A 25,442-nucleotide genomic window follows, 5' to 3' on the forward strand; every position below is an offset into this window, starting at 1 on the left:
TTGTCATATCGAGGCATTACGGGGCGGCCGATTTGGTTGGAGGTGCGCGTGCTTTCGTCGACCAGGGGCGCGCCTTACGATATCGCGCAGCAAGACTTTGACTGGTGTGCTGTCCAAGTGGCCGTGCAGCGCTACATCCGTGGACGAGGTGCGCGGCATGACATTGCAGACGACATTGCCCAAGAGGTTATAGCAAGGCTGGTTCAACTCACTCGTGAACAGCAGATCGCGAGTGTATTCGCGCTGGCGTTTCGCATCGCGGACAACCTGCTGATGGACATGCATCGCCGCGAAAGCCGCCTGTCGGCTGAGATCGATGACGATTGGCGAAGCGATGAGCCTTCGCTGGATCGCGTGCTAGATTCGCGCCGGGCTATCGACATCTTCGACCGTTGCCTCAAACGCATGCCGCAGTTGCGGCGCGAGGTACTTATGCGGCGGCGGCTCCATCAGGAAAGCTGCCGCGCCATCGGCGAGGATCTGGGCATCAGCGCCAAGGCGGTGGAGAAGCACATTACACGCGGCATGATCGACCTGCGCCGTGCGCTCGACCATGCCGGGATCGATCTGGTTGGGCAGGACTGATGGGGCACGATATGCATATCAGGAACCGGCAGGCGATCGACATGCAGGCGATCCAGTGGATCGAACGCCTGAGCCGCCCCGTGATCGACAGCGCCGCTGCGGCCGACTTCGACCGCTGGATCCTCAAGGACCCGCAGCACGTCGAAAGCTATGCCCGCATGAGCGCGCTGTGGCAATCGGACGGACTGGCAGCCGCACTTCACGATCCCGCCACGCGCCCTGCCGCCTCGAACGACGATGAGGACGCTTGTGATGCGCCGCGGAGCCGCCATCACCTGATGCGGCGACGCACGGTGCAGGCGGTCGCCTCGCTGTGCGTGCTATTGGTCGCCTGCATCGCCGTCCCTCGCCTGCTGGTGACCGACCGGATTTTTGCGACAGGTCACGGCGAGATGCGCACGGTATCGCTGCCCGACGGCTCAACCGTGCGGATGGACGGCGAGACGCGCATCGCCGTGCGCATCACGCCCTGGTCCCGCCATGTCGCGCTGGAACGCGGCGAGGCCTTCTTCGACGTAGCGCACGAGCGGATGCGCAATTTCACAGTCGACACCGGCCGCGCCGCCGTATCGGTGCTTGGCACCGCTTTCGACATCGAACGGGTCGATGCCGACACCCGCGTCATCCAGGTCTATCGCGGACTGGTAAGCGTAGAGGCCGGCACCGGACGCGAATGGCGCCTGCCCGCAGGCAGCGGGCTGGAGCTCTCGGGCGAGCGGGTGCGCAGCCTTAAGGACGTGGAAGGCGATCGACCCGATTGGACGAGCGGTTGGTACGAAGCCAACGACACACCCGTCGCACAACTGGTGCAGCGCCTCAACCGCACGGCACCCAAGGCTGTGGCGCTGGCCGATCCAGCCCTCGGCGAATTGCTGGTGACCGGCCGCTTCCAGACCGGCGACGCTCGCGGCGTGCTCGACGCGGTGGCGGCAATCCACGATCTGCACTGGCGGGAAACAAATGGGAGCTATCTGTTGGAGCGGTAGAAAGCCTAGCCCATGACTGTCATCGAATATTCACAGTAAAGCCATGAAATTGTAAGAAAATTATTTTGTCGGGTTTTGCCTGCCAGCCGCGTCTGAGCCCTGAACGCTAAGTTCAGCTGGGGGTATTTCTTCGATGTTTCTTCCGTACCGGCCCGCCGTATCGGCGCTGGCCATAGCCGTGGCGACCGTCTGCACGACACCCGTTGCCGCAGCCGAGCGGCGCTACGCTTTCGCGATCCCCGCGCAAGATCTCGCGCATGCGCTGCAGGAATTCTCGCGCATCACCGGCGTGCCCGTCGCCGCTTCGTCGGACGCGTTGCGCGGTCGCCGTAGCCAGGCCGTTTCGGGCACGATGTCGGCGCAGGGCGCGCTCCAACTGCTAATCGGCGGCGCCAATGTCGATACGCAGCGACGCGGCGGCACGATCATCGTCAAACCGCTGGCTGCGCGCGTCCAGCCTGCCGCCGCGCTGGCTAAACCTGCACCGCGCAGTGCTGCACCCGCCCCGGCCTATCGCCCGGCGGAAGCGCACATGGCCGAAGAAGAACCGGCCAACGGCGAGATCGTCGTCACCGGCTATGTCGAGGCGGTGCAGAAGGCGCTTGAGGTGAAGCGGAAGACCGACGTCGTCTCGGACACCATCATGGCCGACGACATGGGCAAGCTGCCCGCCAACAACGTGTCCGAAGCGCTGTCCCGCATGCCCGGCGTCAACGCGGTGCGCGATTCCGCCACCGGCGAAGGCGATCGCATCACCGTGCGCGGCATGTCCACCGAACTGAACAACTACTCGATGAACGGCGTGCGCGTGGGCGGCGCCGGATCGCGCGACGACAACTTCTTTCGCGGCGTGCGCCTGAGCGTGCTGCCGCCCGACGGGATCAAGCAGATCACCGTCTACAAGACGCTCACCCCCGACCGCGACGGCGATGCGCTAGGCGGCTCGGTGGACATCTCGACGCCGACCGCGTTCGATCAGGATCCCACCTACTTCCGCCTCTCGGCCGAAGGCGGCATGCTGGACAAGTTCGATCACAAGAAGTCCGCGCAGGTATCCGGGGCGTTCTCTCGCCAGTTCAGCGACAACTTCGGCGTCTTCGTCTCGGGCAGCTACAGCCGCCGCAAGTCGCAGTTCGAACAGAACGGTGTCGACGGCGACAACCAACCCGACACCTGGTATTCCGACAGCGAGACGCTGGGCTGGGACCCCAACCGCTTCGTGATGCGCGGCATGGACCTGGGCTTCGGCGAGACCGACGTGGAGCGCTTCGGCGGCAACACCAGCGTCGATTACCGCTCGGACAACCATGACCTCCACTTCCGAGGGCAGTACAACAAGTACCGCAAGAAGGAATTCCTCAACCGCCTGAACTTCCGCAACGACACCTCGAAGAACTCGACCCGGCTGTCGCAGGTGGACACCGACGACACCAGTCTGGCGCAGCCCGACGACAGCGTGGTCGGCTACGACGACGAGTTGGGCCGCATCTACAGCTACACCACCGACCAGATCGTCGACCGTGACGGCGACGGCATCATCACCGACGCGGACCGGTCGGCCAAGTCGTTCTACAGCCTCAACGGCGGCTCGGGCACCTGGGACCCGCAGGGCTTCCGCCTGCGCCGCTTCTGGGAAGCCACCAACGAGAGCGGCAGCCTGGCCTCGGCCAACCTCGGCGGCGTCTCGCGCCTAGGCACCGTGACGATCGACTACGACGTGTCTTACGCCAAGTCGGAAGATAACCTCGACGACGGCTACACGCTGGAATTCCGCAGCGACAAGTACGGCTGGCTGGGCAACGAAGGCGTGCTGTTCTCCAGCAGCGAGGATTCGCGCTTCCCCAAGTGGCTGCTCAACGATGCGGGTCTAGCAGCGGTGCAGGACCCGTCCGAATATGCCTTCAGCAGCCTCGAAGGCGAAGTCGGCGGCAGCAGTGAAAGGCTGTGGCAGGCGCAGACCAACGTGCTGTGGAAGCCGGACAGCGGATGGCTGGAATCGGTCAAGGTGGGCGGCAAGTTCTACGACTCGCGCCGCTATACCTACCAAGGCTCTTTCCTGAACCTCGAGACCGACGGCACCATGGCCGATTTCTCGCAGTTCTACGGCGCGGACGTGACCAGCCTGTTCGGAGGCGCCTACACCGGGGTCTACCGCCTCGGCCAGACGCTGAACAACGCCAAGATGCTGGCCGAACTGCAGCGCGCCGAAAAAGGCGAGAGCACCATGTTCGAAGGCGTGGCGACCGATCCGTCCCAGGCAGTCCTGTCGAACGAGGACAGCTTCCGGTTCAATGAACGCGTGATCTCCGGCTACGCCATGGCGACCGCGCGCATCGGCAAGGCGCAGATCATTGCCGGCGTCCGCGTGGAAGCCACCCGCAACACGATCGATGCCTACACCATGGACGAGGTGCAGGGCGCGCGCTTCACGACCGACACCAGCAGCTTCGCCAACGTGCTGCCCTCGATCCATGTAAACTACGACTTCGACCGCAAGACCCGCCTGCGCGGCGCGGTGTGGACCAGTTTCGCCCGGCCCGACATCGCCCGCATGAGCTCTGCCCGCGAATACAGCTACGATACCGACCCCGATGGCGACGGCGAGGAGAACTCCACCTCGGACTGGGTGCTGCTCGCGATCGAGCAGGGCAACCCCAACCTCAAGCCGATGCGCTCGCTCAACCTCGACATGTCGCTGGAGCATTACGCCGGGAACACCGGGTCGTATTCGGTGGCGCTGTACTACAAGCACATCACCAACTTCCTGTTCCGCTCCTCCTCCAGCAACATCCGCGACGGAACGCTGGGCGAGAACGTCGACCCTGCAGGCGTGGCGATCTCGATGCCCAACAACGGCAAGTGGGCCGAAGTCTACGGCGTGGAGTTCAGCGTGCAGCAGCAGCTGCCCTGGCTGCCCGGCATCCTCAGCTCGCTGGGCGTGGGCGGCAACCTGACGCTGCAGCGCTCGAAGGCGGTAACCGGCCTCTCGTGGCACCCCGAGGGCTACACCCTGCCGCTGATGGAAACGCCCGAAACGGTCGCCAACCTGCAGATCTTCTGGAAGCGCAAGGGCTGGGAAATCTACGGTGCCTGGAACTACCAGTCGGAGTTCATGGGCGGCATCAACGACTTCGGCAACAACCCCTACGAACAGGGCTACAGCTTCGTCGACCTGACCTTCCGCAAGACCTTCATGAAGAAGTCGTCGATCCAGTTCCAGGTCCGCAACCTCTTCGATTCCCACACATATTGGGAAACCGTCTCGTCCGGCACCGGCGCCAGCCGCGCCTATGTCAAGAACGGCCGCAGCATGACGCTCGGCTTCAACATGATCTTCTGAGGGGAACAAGGATGACTGCGACCCGAACCCTTGCCAGCGCGCTGTTGCTGAGCGCGTTTCCCCTCAGCGCGGCGGGGGCGGCTGATGCCGTTCCCGCCGCGCCCCCTGCGGTGATCCTCGCCCCGGCGACGGTGAACCCCGAGCGCATCGTGCTCAATCTCACCGCCGACCCGGCGAGCGAGATGGCGGTGACCTGGCGCTCGGCGCCGGGCTCTGCCGGGCAGGTGCAATATGCGGTGGCGACCAGCAGCCCGGACTTCGTGAAATCCCCGATGACCCTCGCCGCGACGACCGACGACGCCGTCCTGCCCGTGCGCGAGGACCCCGCCTTCCGTGCCGCCTATCACTCGGCGGTGCTGAAGGGCCTGCAGGCCGATACCGTCTACGCCTACCGCGTGGGCGACGGCACGCACTGGTCCGAATGGCTGCAGTTCCGCACCGCCTCGCGCGAGGCGAAGCCGTTCCGCTTCATCTACATGGGCGACATGCAGAACCAGATCCTGTCCGAAGCCTCGCGCACGCTGCGCATGGCCTTCCGGCAGGCGGGCGACGCGGCGTTCACGATCCATGCGGGCGATCTCATCAACCGCCACGACAGCGACGCCGAATGGGGCGAATGGTTCACGGCCGGCGGCTTCCTCTATGCCCAGACCCCGCAGATGCCGACGCCGGGCAATCACGAATACGTCAAGGACGAGACCGCCCGCGCCGGCTCCTCGATCAACGGCCAGTGGCGCCGCCAGTTCACCCTGCCCGAAGACGGCCCGGCCGACGTTCCCGCCAGCCGCGAAACCAGCTGGTACACCGACTATCAGGGCCTGCGCCTGATCTCGATCGATTCCATGCAGGTCGACCGCGATGAGAAGGCGAGGAAATCCATCATCAAGTGGCTCGATGGCCTTCTGGCGCACAACCCCAGCCATTGGACGGTGATGTTCCTGCACTTCCCGCTGTTCTCCAGCGAACCGGGCCGCGACAACCCGAAAGTGCGCGCGGCACTGAAACCGCTGATCGACAAGTACAAGGTCGATCTGGTGCTGCAGGGCCACGACCATGGCTATGCACGCGGCGCAATCGGCCCAGATGGCCCGACCACCGACGATGCCGGCTCAACGTATGCGGTGTCGGTGGCCGGTCCCAAAATGTACGATGTCGGCAGCTTGACCTGGGCGCGCAAGTCGGCGTCACGCACGCAGGCCTATCAAGTTATCGATGTGACTCCGGATCACCTGACCTACCGCGCCTACACTGCCACCGGCGAAGCGCTCGACGAAGTCTCGCTGCGTAAAAATACACGTTGACGGCCGGGATCTGGAAACCATCAGTTCGGAAGCAAGCTTTCCTCGCCGCGACGGACACCTTAGCCATCGCGACGAGGATTCTTAAACTGCCCGAGGATAGCAAAGGCGAGGTGTTAGAACTGATCGTGTCGATAGGCATGAAATCCTTTAAAAAATCGGGATATCGACAGAGTTTTGGCGCAGCCTTACGATCGACGAATGGTACAGCCCCCATATTGACAGTTACTTATAATTACCAATACCCGGCTGGGCAGTGCTCATAAGGTGCCTGTCAATCGCTACTGCCGTCGATCCTTAGCTGACACTCAGACTCGGATTGCCTACGTCTACTCCGGCTTGTCTGCTTTCTTTATATCCGCAATCTTTCCGCTGCGGCGCCGCGCGATATTTCCAAAAACATTCTGCGACCAATCAGACACTCTTGTGTCTTGGGAAGGGTTGGGATAGCGCGCTGTGCCTGCGCCCTCATCGGCGCGGACGAGATCGCGCCGGTGCTTCGAAAGAGGCTTAAAAGGGAACGCGGTGAGAGGGGTTTTTGCCCCTCGAATCCGAGGCTGTCCCTGCAACTGTAAGCGGTGAGCGCGATGCATATGCGCGGCGGGGCGAAGGGTCCTGCCGCCAGTCACTGGGCCGGACGCTGCAACATGCGAGGCCTGGGAAGGCCGTGCATCGCTGCGTTGACCCGTGAGCCAGGAGACCTGCCTGCGTCTGGTCGCTCATGCCGTGGTCCAGGGGGTGGCCAGGGCCCGGAATCATTCCGTTCGAGCGACGAACCAGCGGTGGAGGCCGCATCGGTTCGCGCAGACGGTCGCCCGCGGCGTCCGGCCGCAGGCGCGTGCCGACCGTCTTTATGGCGGCACGTCTCCCACCCAGTCGCAGGCGCCCGGGGGGAATGACGATGAATTTGATGACAACCGTTGCGCTGGTGCGCATCGCGACAGGGATCGCGACTGGCAGCGCAATGGTACTGGCGACGGTGCCAGCGCAAGCCAAAGAGGTCCCCGCCGACATCGCACCCGGCGGCTCCAGTGAGATCGTGGTGTTCGGACGCGGCGAGGCCAAGATCGGCACCGCTCATGCCGCCAGCGAAGGTAGCGTCGGCGGATCCGACCTGCTGGTCCGTCCGCTGCTGCGGGTCGCCGAACTGCTCGAGGCGGTGCCCGGCATGGTGGCGGCGCAGCATTCGGGCAGCGGCAAGGCTAACCAGTACTTCCTGCGCGGCTTCAACCTTGATCACGGCACCGACTTCACGACCTACATCGACGGCGTGCAGATGAACCTGCGTAGCCATGGTCACGGTCAGGGTTATCTCGATCTCAACGGTCTGATCCCCGAGGTCGTCGCCCGAGAGGATTTTCGCAAGGGACCGTACCGCGCCGATGGCGGCGACTTCGCACTGGCGGGCGCGGCCTCCATGACCACTATCGATGGGTTCGACCGCCCGTGGATCTCGGTCGAAGGGGGATCCTACATGTCGGGGCGCCTGGCCGCCGGTGGAACCGTCAAGGATGTGGCGGGTGGCAGCCTGACGCTGGTGGGGCAGGCGAAGCGCTATGACGGGCCCTGGCAGGAGGCAGAACACCTTCGGCATTACTCCGGCTTCGCGAAGTACACCGCGCCCACCGGCGGAGGCACCCTCGAAGCTTCGCTCCATGCCTACCACGCCACCTGGCGGCCGACCGAGCAGATCCCGGAGCGGATCATCGGCAGCGCGCTGTGTCCTGACGAGTTCTGCTCGCCCGATCCTTCGGCGCGCGGCCGCACCACACGCTGGGTTGGCAACATCGCGATGCGGCAGCCGAGCTGGAACGCGAATGTCTATGCCCAGTACTACAACTGGAACATGTATTCGAACCCGACGTACGCCGATCCCGATGGCACCAGTGCGCAGATCGACCAGTTCGACAAGCGCTGGATCGTGGGCCTCACCGCGCGCAAGCAGTGGGATGTGGACTCGACGCTGCAATTGAGCGTGGGAACCGAAAACCGCTACGATCACATCGGCAATGTCGGGGTAAATCGCGCAGACACCCGCGCCTTCCTGTCCTCACTGGGACGATACCACGTCGAGGAACTGTCCGGCGCGCTCTACGGTGAAGCGACCTGGAAGCCGGCGCGTGGCCTCAGGCTGACCGGCGGCATGCGGGCAGATTACTACCGCTACACGGTTCGCGCGCGAGATGCCGTGGCGGCCGATCTGGGAACCGGCAGTGGGCATGATTCCATCATATCACCCAAGGTATCTGCAGCCTACGAGATCGTCCCTCAGTTCGAGGTCTACGCCAACTGGGGACGCGGTTTCCACTCCAACGACGTGCGCGGCGCGATAAACGTGGAATCCCCCGTGCCCGTGCTCGTGCGCGGCACCGGCAAGGAATTGGGCGGGCGCCTGCAACTGGGCACCGTCTCGCTGACGGCCACGTACTGGTGGCTCGACGTGGGCAGCGAACTGCGCTTCGTCGGCGATTCCAACGCGGTGGAGCCGACTGGCGCCAGCAAGCGTCATGGCTACGAGGTAGTCGGGTTCTGGCGGCCGCTGCCGTGGCTGGCACTCGACGGCAGCTATGTCGCCAGTCACTCGCGCTACGACAATGGCGATCGCATTCCCAACGCGGTCGAGAACGCGGTCTCTGCCGGCGCGGCGATCGTGCTCGACTCATGGGAGGCGAGCGTGCGCGTCCGACATCTGGGGCCCTACCCGCTGATCGAGGACAATTCGGTGCGCGACAAGGGCAGCACGATCGTCAACGCCCGCGCCGCATGGAAGGGCCGCAAGATCGAGATCTACGGTGAGGTGCTGAATATCTTCGACAGCCACGACAAGGACATCGCGTACTACTACGAATCCTACATCCCGGCGTTCGACACCCATGGCCCGGTGGAGGGGCGTCTCAGCCGCGTGATCGAGCCGCGCACGTTCAAGATCGGCGCACGCTTCACATTCTGATCAAACGCCCTGCCCTGCCCCGCCGTTCGGCAGGGCAGGGCGTGGTCGTGCTGCGATTCTACTCAATGCGAAGATCCGTTCCGACCCTGGTTGGTCGCTCAATCGCCGATTTCCATTCCCCAGGTGCAGCCCGTCTGCTTTGTCGGTCACGAAGTAGGAATGGCACTATCTTGTCCGACTAAGTTTACATCTGCGGTGTGCGCGTCCACGATTTGCGTCCGCTTAGTCGCCGTTGGCATCGACCATAAATACAATAGGTTTGCCTCGCGACGTCGGATCCCATCCTGCCGACAATGCTGCTCGCACGCCGCGTGAAGCAATCGTGTCGTTGATATGCAATCGCCCTTTCGGCAATCCTTTCAACAGGCGCTTTGGCGCCGGAAATTCCAGCACTGCTTCACGTGGCATGTCGTGCTGACGCAGGGACACCGTCATGCCCTTCCAGCCATCGGAAGAAGATAATTGAGGGTCGGTGAGGAGTTCCCAGTCATATTTGAACCCATCGATTTCGACGGTGCCGCCACGGCCATGTTTGTGAAGCATGACATGCCTCTAGCATACCGGCAGCTACACTCCACCCTTCCCTCATGATCGTCGCCTGATACGCGCCCATTTCCTTTAGGCATACGGCGAACGCAGGCTGATTGCCTGTGCAGGCGGCGTCCTTCAGCGCCCGGCCCTTCCCCCCTCCGAAAGAAGGGAAGGATAGGGGCATTTCAGCCGCCCAACCAATCGCATATAATCTCGCCCTTGTGTCCTTCGGGGGCTAACGCCGCGCGCAAAGCTTCCAGCAGTGGAGCCAGTGTTTGCGTGAACGCGTAGGGCGGATTGACGATGAAGAGGCCCGCGCCGTTATAGATGCCGGGCTGCTCGCTATCGTAGAGCCAATGCTCCACCACCAGCAATTTCGGGATGCCGAGCTTGCGCAACTGCGCCTTCCATCGCTGGTGCGTGGCGCCGTCTTTCAGCGGATACCAGATCACCGTCACGCCATGCGCCCATTTGCGGTGAGCGGCGGAGAGGGTGGTGGCGATGCGTGCGCGTTCGTCCGTCTGCTCATAGGGCGGGTCGACCACCACCACCCCGCGCGCGGTGCGGGGCGGCACCATAGCCAGCCACAGTTCGTAAGCGTCGCGTTGATGCACGGCCGCACCGGTGCCCCGCATCACGCCGCGCAGGGTGTCAGCGTCTTCCGGGTGTTTTTCGTTGAGGATCAGTAAATCCTGCTCGCGCAAAAGCTGCGTCAGAAACTGAGGCGAGCCGGGGTAAAGCTGGGGTTCTCCCCCCACATTTACCGCCTGCACGGCGGCACGATAGTCGTCCAGCAAGGGGTTCGGGTCCGCAAAGGCCTGCAGAACGCCGTGCGCGGCCTCGCCGGTGCGTTGAGCTTCGTCACCGCCAAGATCGTACAGCCCGCAACCGGCATGGGTATCGATCAGAGTCAGCGCGCCCGGCTTCTGCTGCAAGGCCCGCACCAAGGCGATGAGGAGGCTGTGTTTGACGACATCGGCGCTATTGCCGGCATGGAAGGAATGGCGATAATTCATTGCGGCTCAAAAATTCTGACGATCAGCCTTTAAACGAACTGCTGAACCTTCTGCAAAGCGAAGTTATGATCGTGTCTTTCTTGTTAGGCGCGGAAGCGGAGCGCGATGCGATTAAAGTAACCAATCCGGTACTCAATATAGAATCCTACATCGCGTTTCGGCGTAAGGCTCCAAGGCTGCGTTAGCGATCGTCATCGGAGGTAGAGACCGACCCGTCCATGCCGTCGTCAGGCCCCTCAGGGAAGGCGTCGAACCGAACCCCAAGTTCAGCACCGATCAGATCGCGGCAAAGATCCTCGAACTGAGACTGGGATAAGTTGGCGAAATCATGATCCATCAGAGCTGTTTGTGGGATGTGTCGCGCGCGGGTCAAGAACGCTTTGGGCGATTTTCAGGCCCATTGGGCGGTAGCCACCCGTTACAACCGCCATTATCCGAAATCACGTAAGAACGACCGCTTGGAGGAGAGCGAGTTTATTCGTGAACAACCGAAACAAGGGCGGCTGACGCCAAAGGATGGTTAGCAATCGGAACACTGAGAGTGCCTGGTCTCTTGATTCGTGAGCTCAGAAGCAACAGTCGCGAAAGTCCCAAATCGAGCCGCTAGAGATTGGAGAAAATCAATCGCGACATATTTCGGACGTTCTACCGCCCAAGTTCTATCCTTTCGAACGGATTATAATTCCGGATCGTAAACCTGGCTTTGCACGCTCGTGAATACTGGGGTGGATAATGCCGCGGGAACGACACCGTCCCGGCGGGTCACCGCACCAACGCCACGCCGAGGCGCAGGCGGCTGACGCGCTTGTTGTAGTCGAGCAGGTTCTCGCCATAGCCGGTGAAGCTCTGCGCGAAGAGGTAGAAGTCCGGACCGCCGCCCAACAATCGTCGCAGCGGATACGACATGTCCGCCGAAATCGCGCCCTTGCCGCTGCCGAAGTTGAACCGGCTGGAGGACGAGAGGCGCATGCCGTTCTCTTGCCCGATCTCGAAGAACAGGCCGGTGTTGCCGCGATAGCGGCGCACGTCCGGGTTGTCCGACAGGTCGCCCGCGTAGAACCACGCGCGCGGTGCCACCGTCAGGCGCAGGTCGCCGCCGAGTGAGAAGGCGGCCATCGGCGCGATGTAGACGGTGTTGAGGCTGCGCGAGAAATCGCCGTCGCGCCCGTTCGATTCGTGGCGCATGCCGATTTGCGCGCTGACCGTGGCGGCGTCCGACAGCGCCTTGGGCGGGGTGACGTAAAACACCTCTGGCTGGAAATCTATGTTGCGGAACGGCGAGGATTTTGCGCCCAGATCCCAGAACATGCGCTGGGTATAGGCGAAATAGAGCCCGTCGCCGAGCGACTTGCCGCCTTCGCGCGCACGGCTGCCGAACAGCTGGTAGCGGAAGCTGAGCTGGATGCGCGCCTCGTCGTCGGTGCCGGGGCCGTAGACGGCGTAGATCGGCTCGTTGGCGCTCAGGTTGGCGAGGAAGGCGTTGCCTACGGTGCGGTCGCTCGGCGGCGGGGTGGCCGGGACCGGCGGCGTTGGCGCACCCGTCGTGGCGGCAACCTGCGGAGCGCTATCGGGTGCCGCGACGTTCGGCGCCGCCGCCAGCGTCACCGACTGGCCGCCCCACGCGGGCACTGACAGCAGCGCACCGTTCTCGAACCCATCGGCGGCAAGGCTGTAGCGCACGCTCGCGAAGCTGCCCGGGGCGATCGCGCGCACGGCAGGGTCATCCGGGTCGCGGTGCAGGATGACAGTACGGCCGGTCCCGAAGGCGCCCGCGTGAGCCAGACGCGCCTCGACGGTTTCAGGCAGGGTGGCGGTTGCGGCGGCGATGCCGGTATTGAGCAGGCGCACGTCCACTTGCGCGCCACCCTGCGCATCAGGGGCAACCTGCCCGATCAGCGCCTCGATCCCCTCCTGCGCGAAGGCGGGGGTGGAAAGAGCGGCGACAAGCGCGAGTCCGGCAACGAATGTCAGGGATGTCTTCATAAGCGCAGCTTGTGGCCCGGCAGCCCCGGGGTTTCCATCGTAATTCGGCAGACGGCAGCGAAACACGTGAACGGCACCGCCGCCGCACGGGGGAACCATCGCGGCGTTCTGCCGTTGAAACGGCTCAAAACCCTCGCTTCACCCCGGTGGGCGCACAGCTCGTCCATCCGTTTCCCCCTCCCGCGATTCCCTCTCTAGGGACCGCCGGACCCGCTTGATGCCGTTTTCGGCGTCGCTTCAGATCCATGGCCGTTCGTCGGCCGCATCCGTCATGTGCACCCGCGCGCCTTATCCGCGCTCGCTTTCGGCGGAAACCGGAGAAAAACATGTCCGCTAGCCAGGCGCTCAGCGCCCAATACGGCTGGTTCAAGCGCAGCAGCGAACTGACCGTGGACGACGTCACCGTCGTCGACCGATCCACCCTCAACCGCGCTGTCGGCGCCGCCGCGCTCGGCAATGCGATGGAGTGGTTCGACTTCGGCGTCTACGGCTACATCGCCATCACGCTGGGCCACGTCTTCTTCCCCACCGGCAGCGCCAGCGTGCAGTTGATCGCCACGTTCGCGACTTTCACGGCGGCGTTTCTGGTGCGGCCGCTCGGCGGGCTGGTGTTCGGTCCGCTGGGGGACCGCTATGGGCGTCACAAGATCCTGGCGCTGACGATGATCCTGATGGCGGCGGGCACCTTCGCGATAGGGCTGATCCCCTCCTATGCGCAGATCGGCATCGCGGCGCCGCTGCTGCTCTTGGCGGCGCGGCTGCTGCAGGGCTTCTCCACTGGCGGCGAATATGGCGGCGCGGCGACCTTCATCGCCGAATATTCCACCGACCGGCGGCGCGGGCAGATGGGCAGCTGGCTCGAATTCGGCACGCTGGGCGGCTATATCGCGGGCGCGGGCACCGTCACCGCACTGCAGATGACGCTGACCCCCGCCGACATGCTGGCGTGGGGCTGGCGAATTCCGTTTCTCGTCGCCGGGCCGCTGGGCCTGCTGGGCCTCTACATGCGCCTGAAGCTGGAGGAGACACCCGCCTTCCAGGCCTATGCCGAGGACGTCGACAAGCGCGAGGTCGACCGCCCGAAGCTGGGCGACCTGTTCCGCCGCCACCGCGCGCAGCTGCTGAAATGCGTGGGGCTGGTGCTGGTGTTCAACGTCACCGACTACATGCTGCTGACGTACATGCCCAATTATCTCAGCGTGACGATGGGCTATGCGACAAGCAAGGGTCTGCTGCTCATCATTCTCGTGATGGTGGTGATGATGCCGCTCAACGTGCTCGGCGGCCGGTTCAGCGACCGTCTGGGGCGCCGCCCTATGATCATCGGCGCCTGCGCCGCGCTGATCGTGCTGTCGATCCCGTGCATGCTGCTGATCGGCACCGGCAATGACTGGCTGATCTTCCTCGGCCTGATGCTGCTGGGGGTGACGCTGGTGTGCTTCACCAGTTCGATGCCCTCGACGCTGCCCGCGCTGTTCTACACGCCGGTGCGCTACAGTGCGCTGTCGATCGCGTTCAACGTCTCGGTCTCGCTGTTCGGCGGCACCACGCCACTGCTGACCGCGTGGCTGGTGGAGAAGACCGGCGATCCGCTGGTGCCCGCCTATTACCTGATGGGCGCGGCGACGATCGGGCTGCTGACGATGCTGACGGTGAAGGAGACGGCGGGCATGCCGTTGCGAGGATCGCCCCCGTCGGTGGCGACGCAGGCGGAAGCTGTCGCGCTGGCGAAGAGCGACGAGCCGGTCACGGTCGATACCGCTCTGCCCGGATTGGCGGCGCCGGAAGGGGACGAACGGCAGAGCACCCGGGGGAGCATGGGCGCAATGTTACCCGCGCGCGGACTCACCTAACTATCAACCGGTTGCGGCGATCGCCCTCGATACTCCTTCTCCTCTCCGGACGTTGACCTTCTGGGAGATGGGGCTTCCCCAGATCGACCAGCAGGGTGTCTACGAGGCGGACGAGGTGCCCGGCAGACGTCCTGATCCGGCCCGCGCCCGGCCGCTCGACGCATATCCGGAGAAAGGGAACGACTGGCTCGATCGCGGATGAGATGGCGTGCGGGTACTCATGGAGCCCGGTCGAAAAATACCCAGTGCTGTGACAGCAATTCTGCCGTCCGCTCTTCGGCGAGGAGCGCCGTCGGATCCGTGCCTTTAATGCCGCATGCCTCAAACGTCCGCCGGTATGGGCCGATCAAGGTAGCTGGTCTCACCACGCTTGCGCGCTTCCCAAGCGTTCGTGCGCTCGCGAGCGTAGGCCTTCTGCACCCGGACTTTGCTGATGCCATACCGTCCGGCAAGCTGGCCGAAGGTCGCCCCATCGATCACAGCGACATAGATCGCAGCGTTCCGTTCGTGCTCAGGGCTCAAATTCTCGGCAGCCATCAACATTCTCCAGTCGCTGGCGCGACTCTGCCGCCAGCACGGTGCAGTTACCTAATTACGACCGCCACCGTCATCCCTTCCATCGGAGCTTGCGCCAGCGCGGGCCAAACGGTGCAAAAGATGCCCCCGGTCGGCTGGACGAGAAGGAACAGGCCCAGAGCATCTCCCATCTTGTATGGCTTGGCCCGTGGCTTGGCGTTTCGGATAGCGACATCGGTAAGTGCCATGATTCGTTGCCTTTTCCGCGGCGTGGCCCCCGCTTGGGGGGCCACGCTAATCGCCCGGAAAATGCCATGCCCCCGTTTGGCCCCTATATGGGGCGGATGGGGGTGGATTTAGGTGGTCATACCCGGACGAACCAAGACACAAAAGTCTTGGTTTTCTGCGGGTTTCATAGCATTTTCAGGCTATTTTGGAAGGGTGGCTGGAGCGGGTAGCGGGAATCGAACCCGCATAGCCAGCTTGGAAGGCTGGAGCTTTACCACTAAGCTATACCCGCTCATCGCGCCGTACCGCGAGCCCCGTGGTATCCCGGGCCGCGTCGTGGGAGGCGCTTGCCACGGTCGGGGCATCGACGTCAACGCCTCTCTTGCATTCTTGCAACATGACAGGCGCACATCCGAGGATCGCCCCGGCGGCTTCTGTGGCCAGAGGCACGGAAAACTGCCGATCCGGACCATTCTTCCTGCCCCGAACGTCGCGCATCCCGGCTTCGACGTATTCTCTCGCAGGTGCAGCGATGATAGCCTGACGTCCCAAAGCAGCTGACGAGAACGAGGTCCTGATGAACACGCCCCGGACGCGCACTCCCGCCGAAACCGCTTCCGCGCGGCGGCGCAACCCGCTCGATCTGCTGATGAATTCCGGGCTGGGCAAGCTGCTGCGCGGCATCGGCGTCGCCCCCCGGCCCGCGAGCGGGGAGAGCCTGCTCGACCTTGCCGACGCCCTGCTTTCGCTGCGCGGGCGGGCTTCGGGACCGGCGCTCGCCTCGGCGTTCTTCGATCTCTACGAAGCGAGCGACCTTGCCGCGCGGCAGGAGTTTCTCGGCAAGGTGCACGACCTCCACCCGGCCGACGCCAAGGCCATCGACCAGGCCATCGCCAGATGGAACGACAAGCGGGACGAGGCTTCCGCCCTCGCTCTCAACGTCGCCAGCAAGTCGCCCAGCCGGCGGCTGATCAACCAGCTCAACCTGGCGCCGCAGGGCACCCAGCGCCTGATCGACTTGCGCGAAGATTTGCTGGCGGTGCCGCGCTCGGCCTCCACCTCAGGCCTGGCCGCGCTCGACCGTGATCTGGAGAACGCCTTCACGGCCTGGTTCAATGCCGGCTTCCTCGAACTGCGGCGGATCGGCTGGGACAGCTCCGCGCAGCTGCTGGAGCGCATCATCCGCTACGAGGCGGTCCACCAGATCCAGGGCTGGGACGACCTTCGCCGCCGGGTCGAGCCGGTCGACCGGCGCTGCTACGGCTTCTTCCACCCGCAGATGCAGGACGATCCGCTGATCTTCGTCGAAGTCGCGCTGACGCAGCAGATTCCCGGCTCCATCCACGAGATCATCTCCGAGGAGCGTGAGACGATCGTCCCGCGCGAGGCCAACTGCGCGATCTTCTATTCGATCAGCAACTGCCAGGTCGGGCTGAAGGGTATCCCCTTCGGCAACCACCTGATCAAGCGCGTGGTCGGGCTGCTCAAGGAAGAACTGCCGCACCTCAAGACGTTCGCCACGCTTTCACCGGTGCCGGGCTTTGCCAAGTGGTTGGCGAAGGAGCAGGACGCCGATGCTCCGGTCCCCGGCGCGCAGGAATTGCGCAGGCTGGCAGCGCGCTACCTGGTCGAGGCGAAGAAGGGCGGGCAGCCGCTCGATCCGGTGGCGCGATTCCACCTCGGCAACGGCGCGCGGCTTGAGGCGGTGCATGCCAATGCGGACCTCTCCGCCAATGGGCAGAAGCAGGCGCACGGGGTCATGGTGAACTACCTCTACGATCTGGCCGACATCGAGGCGAACTTCTTCGCGCTGACCGAACTGGGCACGGTCGTCACCTCGAAGGCGGTGCAAACACTGCTGGAGGAGCCGGAAGGCGGGGCGAAGAAGGGTGGGAAGAAGGCCAAGGAGACGGTGGCGGCGTGAGCGGCAGGTCCACCCTCCCACCCCGCTGCGACTAAGTCCTGCGGACTAAGTCTCGCTGCCCCTCCCGCTTGCGGGAAGGGGAAACCCGACCTCTCATTCCCCTCCCGCTTGCGGGAGGGGGCAGGGGTGGGCTTTTTCCCTTAGCGCCTCAATGCCCCTCGAAGGCCATCAGCGCCTCGGCCGGAACGCCTGCATCGCGCAGCCGCTGCGCGCCGCCGAGGTCAGGCAGGTCGATGGCGAAGAGCGAATGCACCACCTCACCCCCTGCCCGGCGTAGCAGTTCCACCGCCGCCAGCGCCGTGCCGCCGGTGGCGATGAGATCATCGATCACCACCACGCGGGCGCCGTCCGGCACCGCGCCCGGATCGACCTCCAGCGTGTCTGTGCCGTATTCCAGCGCATAGTCGATCGCGAGGACCGGGACCGGCAGCTTGCCCGGCTTGCGCACCGGCACGAAGGGCAGGCCCATGCGCGCCGCCATCGCCGCGCCGAACACGAAGCCGCGCGCCTCGATCCCGGCGATCACCTCGGCGCCCGCCGCTTCGGCACGGTCCGCCATGTGCCCCACCGCCGCTGCGAAGCCGGGGCCGTGGCCGATCAGGGTGGTGACGTCGCGGAACAGGATTCCGGGCTTGGGGAAGTCGGGGATCGTGCGCACCAGCTGGCGGAGGTCTTCGACGGTCACTTTTGCATCTCCGGCAGCTCATAAGCAAAGCGCCCCGCCATCACCGTGGATGGCGGGGCGCCGGAGCCCTTAGCAGCAAGTAGGGCATCGCCAAAACCCTTCGTCATTGCAAGCGAAGCGAAGCAATCCAGAGCCGTTTGCCCTGCGCTGGATTGCCGCGGGGCTTACACCCCTCGCAATGACGAAATGGGTGGGCTCAGTGCTTCTTGCCCGCCCAGATGTTGCGGTAGGACATATAACCCAGCACCGTCGCGAAGATCAGGAAGAGCACCACGGCAAGGCCGGTCTGGTTGCGCTTCTCCAGCTTCGGTTCGGCGGTCCAGACGAGGAAGGCCGAGACGTCCTTCGCCATCTGGTCGACCGTCGGCTTCGGGTTGCCCGGGCTGGATTCCACCTGACCGTCGGCAGTCAGCGGCGGCGCCATCGCGAGGTTGAGGTTCGCGAAGTACGGGTTGTAGTGCAGGCCGTCAGGCGTCTTGGCGTCCGGGAACTCCTTCAGCAGCGCGGCGGGCTGGGCCTGGAAGCCGGTCAGCAGCGAGTAGACGTAGGGGCCGCCTTCGTGGCGCGCCTTGGTCATCAGCGAAAGGTCCGGCGGGATCGCGTTGTTGTTCGCTGCGCGCGCGGCCGTGTCGTTGGCGAAGGGCTTGGGGAAGTAGTCGGTCGGCAGGCCCGGACGGGTGTTCGCCTCGCCGGTGGTGGGGTCCACGCCGGGGACCTGGAAGCCCGCCGCGATGGCCTTCACCTGGCCTTCGGAATAGCCCAGCGCCGCCAGGTCGCGGAAGGCGACGTGGCTGAGCGAGTGGCAGGCCGAGCAGACTTCCTTGTAGATCTGGAAGCCGCGCTGCAGCTGCTGCTTGTCGAACTTGCCAAAGGGGCCGTCGCTGGCGAGGTGGAGTTCCTTGGGGTGCAGGTGGAACTCGTGCTCGGCAGTCGCTGCGGGCGGTTCGGTGATCTGCGTGTAGGCGCCCTTGCCGAACGACCACGCCAGCGCGACCGTGAAGAACAGCCCGACGAGGATCGAGAGAATGCGTGCCATGTCTTTCGTCTTTCGTTCTGGCTGGATCAGACGGCCGAAGCCGGGGCGGCGGAAACGTCGAGTACGGCCTCGTCATCCTTGCCGAGCACCGATTCGGTGATCGAGAACGGCAGCGGCAGCGGCTTTTCGATCGCCGAGACCACCGGGATGATGATGAGGAAGTGCGCGAAGTAGTAGAGCGCCGCCAGCTGCGAGATCATCACGTAGGGCTCCGCCGCCGCGGCGCCGCCGCAGTAGAACAGCACCAGCATCGCCGGGATCAAGCCGAAGAAGAAGAACTTGCGGTACAGCGGACGGTAGCCGCCCGAACGCACCGGCGACTTGTCGAGCCAGGGCAGGAAGAACCACACCAGGATCGCGCCGAACATGGCGAGCACGCCCATCAGCTTGGCTGGGATGAAGAAGAAGTCCTGCGTGAAGGCGCGGAGGATCGCGTAGAACGGCCAGAAGTACCATTCGGGCACGATGTGCGCGGGCGTGCTCATCGGGTTCGCCGGGATATAGTTGTCCGGGTGACCGAGCGCGTTGGGGAAGTAGAACACCGCGATCGCGAAGAGGATCGCGAAGACGCCGATCGCCCAGCCGTCCTTGGCGACGTAGAAGGGGTAGAACGGCACCGTGTCCGAGCTGGACTTCACTTCCACGCCGGTCGGGTTCGACGAGCCGGGGATGTGCAGTGCCCAGATGTGCAGGATCACCACGCCCAGGATCACGAAGGGCAGCAGATAGTGCAGCGAGAAGAAGCGGTTGAGCGCAGCGTTGTCAGGCGCGAAACCGCCCAGCAGCCACTGCTGCAACGGCTCGCCCACGAAGGGGATCGCGCCGAACAGGCCGGTGATGACCTTGGCGCCCCAGAAGCTCATCTGGCCCCAGGGAAGCACGTAGCCCATGAAGGCGGTGGCCATCATCAGCAGGAAGATCACCACGCCCAGCAGCCACACCATTTCGCGCGGCGCTTTGTACGAGCCGTAGTAGAAGCCGCGGAAGATGTGGATGTAGATGACGACGAAGAAGGCCGAGGCGCCATTGGCGTGCGCATAGCGCATCAGCCAGCCCCAGTTCACGTCGCGCACGGTCATCTCGATGGTGTCGAACGCCACGGCGGTATTGGCCGCGTAGTGCATGGCCATGACGATGCCGGTGACGATCTGCAGCACGAGGCAGAGCCCCGCAAGGAAACCGAAGTTCCAGAAATAGTTGAGGTTGCGCGGAACCTCGTAGCCACCACCCACGGCATTGTAGACGAGGCGCGGGATCGGCAGCCTGTCGTCCATCCACTTCATGAAGGGATGCGCGGGGGTGTAGTGCTTTGCCCAGGGAAAGCTCATGTTCTTGATCCTCTCTCTTGGGCTCAGCCGATTTTGACGACGGTGTCGGACGAGAACTCGTACTTCGGCACCTCGAGGTTCTTGGGCGCGGGGCCTTTGCGGATGCGCGCCGCGGTATCGTAGGCGGAACCGTGGCAGGGGCAGAAGTAGCCGCCGAACTCGCCCTTCACTTCACCTTCGCCGGCGCCCAGCGGCACGCAGCCGAGGTGGGTGCACACGCCCATGGTGATGAGCCAGTTCTCCTTGCCCTCCTTGGTGCGCTCCTCCAGCGTCTGGGGATCGCGCAGCGAGGCGACATCGACCTTGTTGGCGGCCTCGATCTCATGCGGGGTCAGGTTGCGCACGAAGACGGGCTGCTTGCGGAACACCGCCTTGATCGCCTGTCCGGGCTGGATCGCCGAGATATCGATTTCGGTGGAAGATGCCGCGAGAACGTCGGCCGATGCCGACATCTGGCTCACGAGCGGGACGACGATCCCGATTCCTGCAACGCCTGCAGCGCTGACTGCGGCGATGTTGATGAAATCGCGCCGCCTTACGCCCTCTGTTTCTGCCATGTTTGCCCTTGCCTTGCTTTCGACAACCCTCTCTGCCGGAGGTGCGGCAGAAGGTCTATCAGACCGAATGGTATCCTGGTATCCCCCGTGTCGGCTCACGAACCATGGGCAAAACCCATGAATCTCCCGACTTTGGGGCTTCTGTTATACATGAACGTCGCCTGTGCCAACCTTGATTTTGGTCAAGGCAAGCTACTGTAACGGACGGAAGTTAGGCCGATCGGCTTGGCGATACCGGTGATTTCGGGGTGGGACGGTGGCGATGGCGCGTTCGGGCTGCCGAAGCATGGCAGGCCGCAGCGCTCGGCCTCGGGGGGCTTCGACAAGCTCAGCCTGAGCGGGTTGGGGGCCTATCAGTGAGACGCCGATGTTGCGCCCCTGCCCTTCGTCATCCTGAACTTGTTTCAGGATCCATCGCGCAGTTGGTGCCATCGCTGGAAGGTCAAAACCGCCCCGTCGATTTAGTCGCTCATGAACTGGGCGATCGGCCTGTTGGACCCTGAAACAAGTTCAGGGTGACGGCGAATTTGGGTGGATTGCTGCCATTCACATGATAGCATTCCGCCGCATGACATTCGTTACTTTCATCATGGCCGTCGCTCATCTGACAAGCAATTCGAGCGCGGATAGTGGTGAAAGATCGCTAACGCAAAATGGGGGTCGGCCTAACTGCCACCCATCACCATCAGGTTGGCAACGGCAGGGGTGCGAATTTGGCGAGCTGGCCACCGTGAATCTCTTGGAGATTCGTGACAATCAGCTCTTTTGGAATGGTAAGTTAACCAGCGACGAAACTGTGTTCGATTACCTTGAAGACAATGCGCAACTTGATCCTCGGCCGGGAATTGCCTTCGTGGTTGACCTTGCATCTGATCGAGATCGTGTTGCCGTTATTCGTCGCGCGGTTGGCGAGCGATATAGGTGTAGCACCTTGATACCGTGCGTTGAGTACACCGCAGCGGAATGGGAAAAGGCCGGTCCACCACCTTCACGCGAAGTCCGCTAAGGGGCGTAAGTTGCCGACCACCAAGTTCGTCATTGCGAGCGTAGCGAAGCAACCCAGGGCAGTATGACGCCGCCCTGGATTGCTTCGCTGCGCTCGCAATGACGGAGGTACGCCCTCAGCCCAACCCGATCAGCGAAATCTGCCGCCCGTAGCTCAGTTCCCCGCGATGGGTGGCGCGGCGGAAGGAGTAGAACCGCTCGGGCTCGGCATAGGTATCCAGCCGCAGCCCCTCGGGATGCGCGATCCCGGCGAGGCGTAACCGGCACAGCACGTAGCCTTCGAGGTCGAACTGGAAATGATCCGGCCGCTCTTCCTGGAAGAACCGCGCATTGGGCAGGTCGTCGGCGAGGAAGCGCTCGCGGAACGCCGCGTCCACCTCGTAGGAATCCTGCGCGATGCATGGACCTACCGCCGCGACGATGCTTTCCCGCCGGGCGCCGAGGGCCTCCATCGCGGCGATGGTGGAATCGGTGACGCCGCCCAGCGCCCCGCGCCAGCCGGCATGGGCCGCGCCGATCACGCCTGCCTCGCGGTCGGCGAAGAGCACCGGCGCGCAGTCGGCGGTGAGGATGCCCAGCACCGCGCCGGGCCGGTCGGTGACGATGGCGTCGGCCTTGGGGCGGTCTTCCTCGGACCATGGTTCCCCGCCCAGCACCGCGCAGTCGGCCGAGTGGACCTGATAGACCGTGACCAGCCGCGCGCCGGGCAGCACCGCTTCGGCCGCCAGCGCACGGTTGCGCTCGACGAGGTCAAGGTCGTCGCCCGAACCGCGCCCGACGTTGAGGCCCGCCACCTCGCCCTCGCTCACCCCGCCCCGGCGGCCGAGGAAGCCGTGGGAGATACCTTCGAGCAGGGCGGCGCGGTTGACTTCGACCGGCTCAGCCAAGGGACTTCGACACCTGCTCGCGCACGTCGCGCGAAAGGTCGGGCAGTGCCGCGATGCGCTCCAGTTCGGCGCGCATCATCGCCGCGCGGACCGGCTCGATCCGGCGCCAGCGGCCGAGCGAGGGCACGAAGCGCGCCGCCGTCTGCGCGTTGATCGGGTCGAGGCGGCGGATCAGGTCGCCGATCATGCGGTAGCCCTCGCCGCTGGCGTCGTGGAACGCCTTGGGGTTCGCTGCCGCCGCCATGTAGAGCGCCCGCACGCGGTTGGGGTTGGTCATGGTAAAGTCTGCGTGCTGCGCCAGCGCCGCGATGTGCTCCAGCACTTTCGGGTTCAGCGCGCCCGCCTGGAGCGAGAACCACTTGTCGATGACGAGGGCATTGCCTTCGTAGCGATCGTGGAAGTCGGTCAGCGCCGTCTCGCGCTCGGGCGCGTCGAGGCTGGCGAGGACCATGAGCGCGCCCTGACGGTCGGTCATGTTGTCGGCCGCCTGGTACTGCGCGAAGGCACGGCTAGCGCCCTCGGCCGGGTCGCCGCAGGCGATCAGCACCAGCGCCTGCGTCTTGATCTTGCGGGCACCGCGCGCGGCCGCCTCGCGCGAATAGGGCACGGCGACGGCGCGGTCGTGGAGCGCCTTAAGCGGACCGGTGAGTTCGCGGCCCAGCCATGCCTTCAGCGCCTCGCGCTCGGCATGGATCGCGCCGGGGTCGGAGACGGGGAGCTGCTCGGCAAGGTAGGTCTCGGCGGGCAGGATCATCAGCTCGCCGCGCATCAGGTCGTCGAGCGCGGGGTCGGCGATCACCGAACCGTAAGCCTCGCCGATCGCCGCCCGGCCCTCGGCCCGCGCCGCATCGTCGAGCTTGCCCGAGACCGCGGCGACGAGATGCTGGACTACGAGGCCCTGCATCGCCTCGTAGCGGGCGAAGGGATCATCGTCATGCGCGGCGAGGAACACGAGGTCCGCGCTGTCGCGTTCGAACTCGATCGCCACCGGCGCGGAGAAGCCGCGATTGATCGACAGCACCGGCGGCTGCGTGAAACCGTCGAAGGTGAAGGTCTGGCTGTCCTTGTCGAGGACGATCAACTGCTCGCCCGAATGCGCGCCGGTGTCGCGGTCGAACAGGGCGACGCGCAAGGGGATCGGCATGGCCTGCTTTTCGGGCTGTCCGGGGGTGGCGGGGACGGTCTGGGTGAGCTTGAGTACCGTTTGGGTGCCGTTGTGTGCCATCTCAGCAGCAACCTGCGGCGTGCCGGCCTGCGAGTACCACAGGCGGAACTGCGTGAGATCGAGCCTGGCGCCATCCTCGATCGCCTTGACGAAATCCTCGCAGGTCGCGGCCTCGCCATCGTGGCGCTCGAAGTAGAGGTCGGTGCCCTGGCGGAACCGTTCGAGGCCCGCCATGGTGCGCATCATGCGGATCACCTCGGCGCCCTTGTTGTAGATCGTCGCGGTGTAGAAGTTGCTGATTTCCTGGAAGGAATCGGGCCGGATCGGGTGCGCCAGCGGGCCGGAATCCTCGGGGAACTGGGCGATGCGCAGGACGCGCACGTCCTCGATCCGCTTGACCGCCTCACTGCCCATGTCGGCGCTGAACAGCTGGTCGCGCAGCACGGTGAAGCCTTCCTTGAGGCTCAGCTGGAACCAGTCGCGGCAGGTCACGCGGTTGCCCGACCAGTTGTGGAAGTATTCGTGCCCGATCACGCCTTCGACGGCATCGTAATCGCCGTCCGTCGCGGTCTCGGGGTCGGCCAGAACATAGCGCGTGTTGAAGACGTTGAGGCCCTTGTTCTCCATCGCGCCCATGTTGAAATCGGACACGGCGACGATGTTGAACAAGTCCAGATCGTACTCACGCCCGAACGCTTCCTCGTCCCACTTCATGGAATTGACGAGGGAATCCATTGCATGCTGGGTGCGGTCCTCGTCACCCGGGCGGACCCAGATATTGAGGTCGACTTTGCGGCCGCCCATGGTGGTGAATTCCGCGTGATTGGCGACGAGGTCTCCTGCTACCAGTGCGAAGAGGTAGCTCGGCTTGGGCCAGGGATCGTGCCATTCGGCCCAATGCGTGCCGTCCTCGCCCTCGCCGCTGGCGGTGCAGTTGCCGTTGGCGAGGAGGATGGGGAACTGCGCCTTCTCGCCGCTCATCCGCACCGAGTAGGTGGAGAGCACGTCGGGCCGGTCGGGGAAGAAGGTGATGCGGCGGAAGCCCTCCGCCTCGCACTGGGTGCAGAGCATCCCGTTCGAGGCATAGAGGCCCATGAGCTGGCTGTTCGCGGCGGGATTGAGCGCGGTTTCGACCTCGACCTCATGCGCCTCGCCGTTCAGTTCGACGAGGAGGTCGGAGCCGTCGAGGCGCCAGTCGTTGACGTCGAGCCCGTCCACCCGGACCGCCAGCGGGGCGATCTGGTCGCCATTGAGGCGCAACGTCGAAGCGCCGTTTCCTGCGGGATTGCGCGCGACCGAGAGCTTGGCGACGACCTTAGTGGCGTCGAGGCCGAGGCGGAAATCCAGCGCGACCTTAGGCACCAGCCATGCGGGCGGCAGGTAATCCTCGCGCCGGATCACCGGAGGCGCGGCGAGCGGCGGCGCGGCATCCGCCACTTGAGTGTTCTCGGCGGGCTCGGAGGGTCTGCTGGCGATGTCCATGCCTGTTACTTAGAGGCTCGGCGGCCGATTGCCAGCGGGGGATTCGTCATTGGCGATCCGCCCACCCCCAACCCCTCCCGCAAGCGG

General features: G+C 64.4%; 21 protein-coding genes, 1 tRNA gene and 1 riboswitch. Of the genes, 10 read left to right on the top strand and 12 right to left on the bottom strand.

Going from position 1 to position 25,442, the window contains the following annotated elements; genetic code table 11:
- Positions 1–117 precede the first annotated feature (117 nt).
- From PKE80_RS04020 to PKE80_RS04040, 5 genes are all read left to right on the top strand, one after another.
- Positions 118–585, top strand: a complete 468-nt coding sequence (locus tag PKE80_RS04020; RefSeq protein ID WP_271181391.1) for an RNA polymerase sigma factor — start codon at positions 118–120, stop codon at positions 583–585.
- 11 nt (positions 586–596) lie between these two features.
- On the top strand, positions 597–1,571 hold the full coding sequence (locus PKE80_RS04025; RefSeq protein ID WP_271181392.1) for a FecR family protein: 975 nt from the start codon (positions 597–599) through the stop codon (positions 1,569–1,571).
- 133 nt (positions 1,572–1,704) lie between these two features.
- Positions 1,705–4,911 (top strand): TonB-dependent receptor, encoded by a 3,207-nt coding sequence (locus PKE80_RS04030; protein ID WP_271181393.1) that lies wholly within the window; start codon positions 1,705–1,707, stop codon positions 4,909–4,911.
- Positions 4,912–4,922: 11 nt separating this feature from the next.
- Complete coding sequence (locus PKE80_RS04035; protein WP_271181394.1) at positions 4,923–6,212, top strand: purple acid phosphatase family protein; 1,290 nt, start codon at positions 4,923–4,925, stop codon at positions 6,210–6,212.
- A 472-nt stretch (positions 6,213–6,684) separates the two neighbouring features.
- Positions 6,685–6,932: riboswitch (cobalamin riboswitch) on the top strand.
- 172 nt (positions 6,933–7,104) lie between these two features.
- Entirely contained in the window at positions 7,105–9,159 is a 2,055-nt protein-coding gene (locus PKE80_RS04040; RefSeq protein ID WP_271181395.1) for a TonB-dependent receptor, read from the top strand.
- 222 nt (positions 9,160–9,381) lie between these two features.
- On the opposite strand, the gene PKE80_RS04045 is transcribed toward PKE80_RS04040, so the two are convergent.
- The 4 genes from PKE80_RS04045 to PKE80_RS04060 all read right to left on the bottom strand — a co-directional run bounded on the left by PKE80_RS04045 (position 9,382) and on the right by PKE80_RS04060 (position 12,689).
- The gene (locus tag PKE80_RS04045) at positions 9,382–9,702 is read right to left on the bottom strand and encodes a hypothetical protein (protein WP_271181396.1); all 321 of its coding nucleotides are present in this window, start codon (positions 9,700–9,702) and stop codon (positions 9,382–9,384) included.
- Between the two features lie 173 nt (positions 9,703–9,875).
- On the bottom strand, positions 9,876–10,706 hold the full coding sequence (locus PKE80_RS04050) for a 23S rRNA (adenine(2030)-N(6))-methyltransferase RlmJ (protein WP_271181397.1): 831 nt from the start codon (positions 10,704–10,706) through the stop codon (positions 9,876–9,878).
- A 181-nt stretch (positions 10,707–10,887) separates the two neighbouring features.
- Entirely contained in the window at positions 10,888–11,043 is a 156-nt protein-coding gene (locus PKE80_RS04055) for a hypothetical protein (protein ID WP_271181398.1), read from the bottom strand.
- Between the two features lie 425 nt (positions 11,044–11,468).
- Positions 11,469–12,689 carry a phospholipase A gene (locus PKE80_RS04060; protein WP_271181399.1) on the bottom strand — a complete coding sequence of 407 codons (1,221 nt, stop codon included), beginning with the start codon at positions 12,687–12,689 and terminating at the stop codon, positions 11,469–11,471.
- A 326-nt stretch (positions 12,690–13,015) separates the two neighbouring features.
- Between PKE80_RS04060 and proP the strand changes: the two genes are divergently transcribed.
- Together proP and PKE80_RS04070 are read left to right on the top strand one after the other, a co-directional pair.
- Entirely contained in the window at positions 13,016–14,542 is a 1,527-nt protein-coding gene (gene proP, locus PKE80_RS04065) for a glycine betaine/L-proline transporter ProP (RefSeq protein ID WP_271181400.1), read from the top strand.
- 52 nt (positions 14,543–14,594) lie between these two features.
- On the top strand, positions 14,595–14,744 hold the full coding sequence (locus tag PKE80_RS04070) for a hypothetical protein (protein ID WP_271181401.1): 150 nt from the start codon (positions 14,595–14,597) through the stop codon (positions 14,742–14,744).
- Between the two features lie 119 nt (positions 14,745–14,863).
- Here the strand turns inward: PKE80_RS04070 and PKE80_RS04075 are convergent, their stop codons facing one another.
- Complete coding sequence (locus PKE80_RS04075) at positions 14,864–15,079, bottom strand: hypothetical protein (RefSeq protein ID WP_271181402.1); 216 nt, start codon at positions 15,077–15,079, stop codon at positions 14,864–14,866.
- A gap of 425 nt (positions 15,080–15,504) precedes the next feature.
- Positions 15,505–15,578: transfer RNA gene (locus tag PKE80_RS04085), tRNA-Gly, on the bottom strand.
- 285 nt (positions 15,579–15,863) lie between these two features.
- On the opposite strand from PKE80_RS04085, the gene PKE80_RS04090 reads away from it, so the two are divergent.
- Positions 15,864–17,210, top strand: a complete 1,347-nt coding sequence (locus PKE80_RS04090; RefSeq protein WP_271181403.1) for a malonyl-CoA decarboxylase domain-containing protein — start codon at positions 15,864–15,866, stop codon at positions 17,208–17,210.
- 148 nt (positions 17,211–17,358) lie between these two features.
- Here the strand turns inward: PKE80_RS04090 and PKE80_RS04095 are convergent, their stop codons facing one another.
- From PKE80_RS04095 to petA, 4 genes are all read right to left on the bottom strand, one after another.
- A complete protein-coding gene (locus tag PKE80_RS04095) occupies positions 17,359–17,895 on the bottom strand; it encodes an adenine phosphoribosyltransferase (protein WP_271181404.1) in 537 nt (178 codons plus the stop codon).
- 196 nt (positions 17,896–18,091) lie between these two features.
- Positions 18,092–18,931, bottom strand: coding sequence for a cytochrome c1 (locus tag PKE80_RS04100; protein WP_271181405.1), 840 nt, complete (start codon positions 18,929–18,931; stop codon positions 18,092–18,094).
- Between the two features lie 26 nt (positions 18,932–18,957).
- A complete protein-coding gene (locus PKE80_RS04105) occupies positions 18,958–20,259 on the bottom strand; it encodes a cytochrome b (RefSeq protein WP_008830912.1) in 1,302 nt (433 codons plus the stop codon).
- A 23-nt stretch (positions 20,260–20,282) separates the two neighbouring features.
- Positions 20,283–20,816: a ubiquinol-cytochrome c reductase iron-sulfur subunit gene (petA, locus tag PKE80_RS04110; RefSeq protein WP_008830913.1), complete on the bottom strand. Its 534-nt coding sequence runs from the start codon at positions 20,814–20,816 to the stop codon at positions 20,283–20,285.
- A gap of 225 nt (positions 20,817–21,041) precedes the next feature.
- On the opposite strand from petA, the gene PKE80_RS04115 reads away from it, so the two are divergent.
- Entirely contained in the window at positions 21,042–21,176 is a 135-nt protein-coding gene (locus tag PKE80_RS04115) for a hypothetical protein (protein WP_271181406.1), read from the top strand.
- Positions 21,177–21,384: 208 nt separating this feature from the next.
- Entirely contained in the window at positions 21,385–21,822 is a 438-nt protein-coding gene (locus PKE80_RS04120) for a hypothetical protein (protein ID WP_271181407.1), read from the top strand.
- 115 nt (positions 21,823–21,937) lie between these two features.
- Here the strand turns inward: PKE80_RS04120 and pgeF are convergent, their stop codons facing one another.
- Complete coding sequence (pgeF, locus tag PKE80_RS04125) at positions 21,938–22,708, bottom strand: peptidoglycan editing factor PgeF (RefSeq protein WP_271181408.1); 771 nt, start codon at positions 22,706–22,708, stop codon at positions 21,938–21,940.
- Positions 22,701–25,355: an aminopeptidase N gene (pepN, locus tag PKE80_RS04130; protein WP_271181409.1), complete on the bottom strand. Its 2,655-nt coding sequence runs from the start codon at positions 25,353–25,355 to the stop codon at positions 22,701–22,703. The genes pgeF and pepN overlap by 8 nt, the downstream gene beginning before the upstream one ends.
- Positions 25,356–25,442 lie beyond the last annotated feature (87 nt).

This window comes from Novosphingobium resinovorum (genome assembly GCF_027922145.1).
Taxonomy (GTDB): Bacteria; Pseudomonadota; Alphaproteobacteria; order Sphingomonadales; family Sphingomonadaceae; genus Novosphingobium; species Novosphingobium resinovorum.

Bases quoted from the DNA above. Each gene is read 5' to 3' on its own strand.
- PKE80_RS04075 (WP_271181402.1), bottom strand. From the start codon at position 15,079: ATGGCTGCCGAGAATTTGAGCCCTGAGCACGAACGGAACGCTGCGATC.
- PKE80_RS04040 (WP_271181395.1), top strand. From the start codon at position 7,105: ATGACGATGAATTTGATGACAACCGTTGCGCTGGTGCGCATCGCGACA.
- PKE80_RS04030 (WP_271181393.1), top strand. From the start codon at position 1,705: ATGTTTCTTCCGTACCGGCCCGCCGTATCGGCGCTGGCCATAGCCGTG.
- PKE80_RS04025 (WP_271181392.1), top strand. From the start codon at position 597: ATGCATATCAGGAACCGGCAGGCGATCGACATGCAGGCGATCCAGTGG.
- PKE80_RS04045 (WP_271181396.1), bottom strand. From the start codon at position 9,702: ATGCTTCACAAACATGGCCGTGGCGGCACCGTCGAAATCGATGGGTTC.
- PKE80_RS04100 (WP_271181405.1), bottom strand. From the start codon at position 18,931: ATGGCACGCATTCTCTCGATCCTCGTCGGGCTGTTCTTCACGGTCGCG.
- petA (WP_008830913.1), bottom strand. From the start codon at position 20,816: ATGGCAGAAACAGAGGGCGTAAGGCGGCGCGATTTCATCAACATCGCC.
- PKE80_RS04050 (WP_271181397.1), bottom strand. From the start codon at position 10,706: ATGAATTATCGCCATTCCTTCCATGCCGGCAATAGCGCCGATGTCGTC.
- PKE80_RS04105 (WP_008830912.1), bottom strand. From the start codon at position 20,259: ATGAGCTTTCCCTGGGCAAAGCACTACACCCCCGCGCATCCCTTCATG.
- PKE80_RS04035 (WP_271181394.1), top strand. From the start codon at position 4,923: ATGACTGCGACCCGAACCCTTGCCAGCGCGCTGTTGCTGAGCGCGTTT.
- PKE80_RS04060 (WP_271181399.1), bottom strand. From the start codon at position 12,689: ATGAAGACATCCCTGACATTCGTTGCCGGACTCGCGCTTGTCGCCGCT.
- proP (WP_271181400.1), top strand. From the start codon at position 13,016: ATGTCCGCTAGCCAGGCGCTCAGCGCCCAATACGGCTGGTTCAAGCGC.
- PKE80_RS04120 (WP_271181407.1), top strand. From the start codon at position 21,385: ATGACATTCGTTACTTTCATCATGGCCGTCGCTCATCTGACAAGCAAT.
- pepN (WP_271181409.1), bottom strand. From the start codon at position 25,355: ATGGACATCGCCAGCAGACCCTCCGAGCCCGCCGAGAACACTCAAGTG.
- PKE80_RS04055 (WP_271181398.1), bottom strand. From the start codon at position 11,043: ATGGATCATGATTTCGCCAACTTATCCCAGTCTCAGTTCGAGGATCTT.
- PKE80_RS04090 (WP_271181403.1), top strand. From the start codon at position 15,864: ATGAACACGCCCCGGACGCGCACTCCCGCCGAAACCGCTTCCGCGCGG.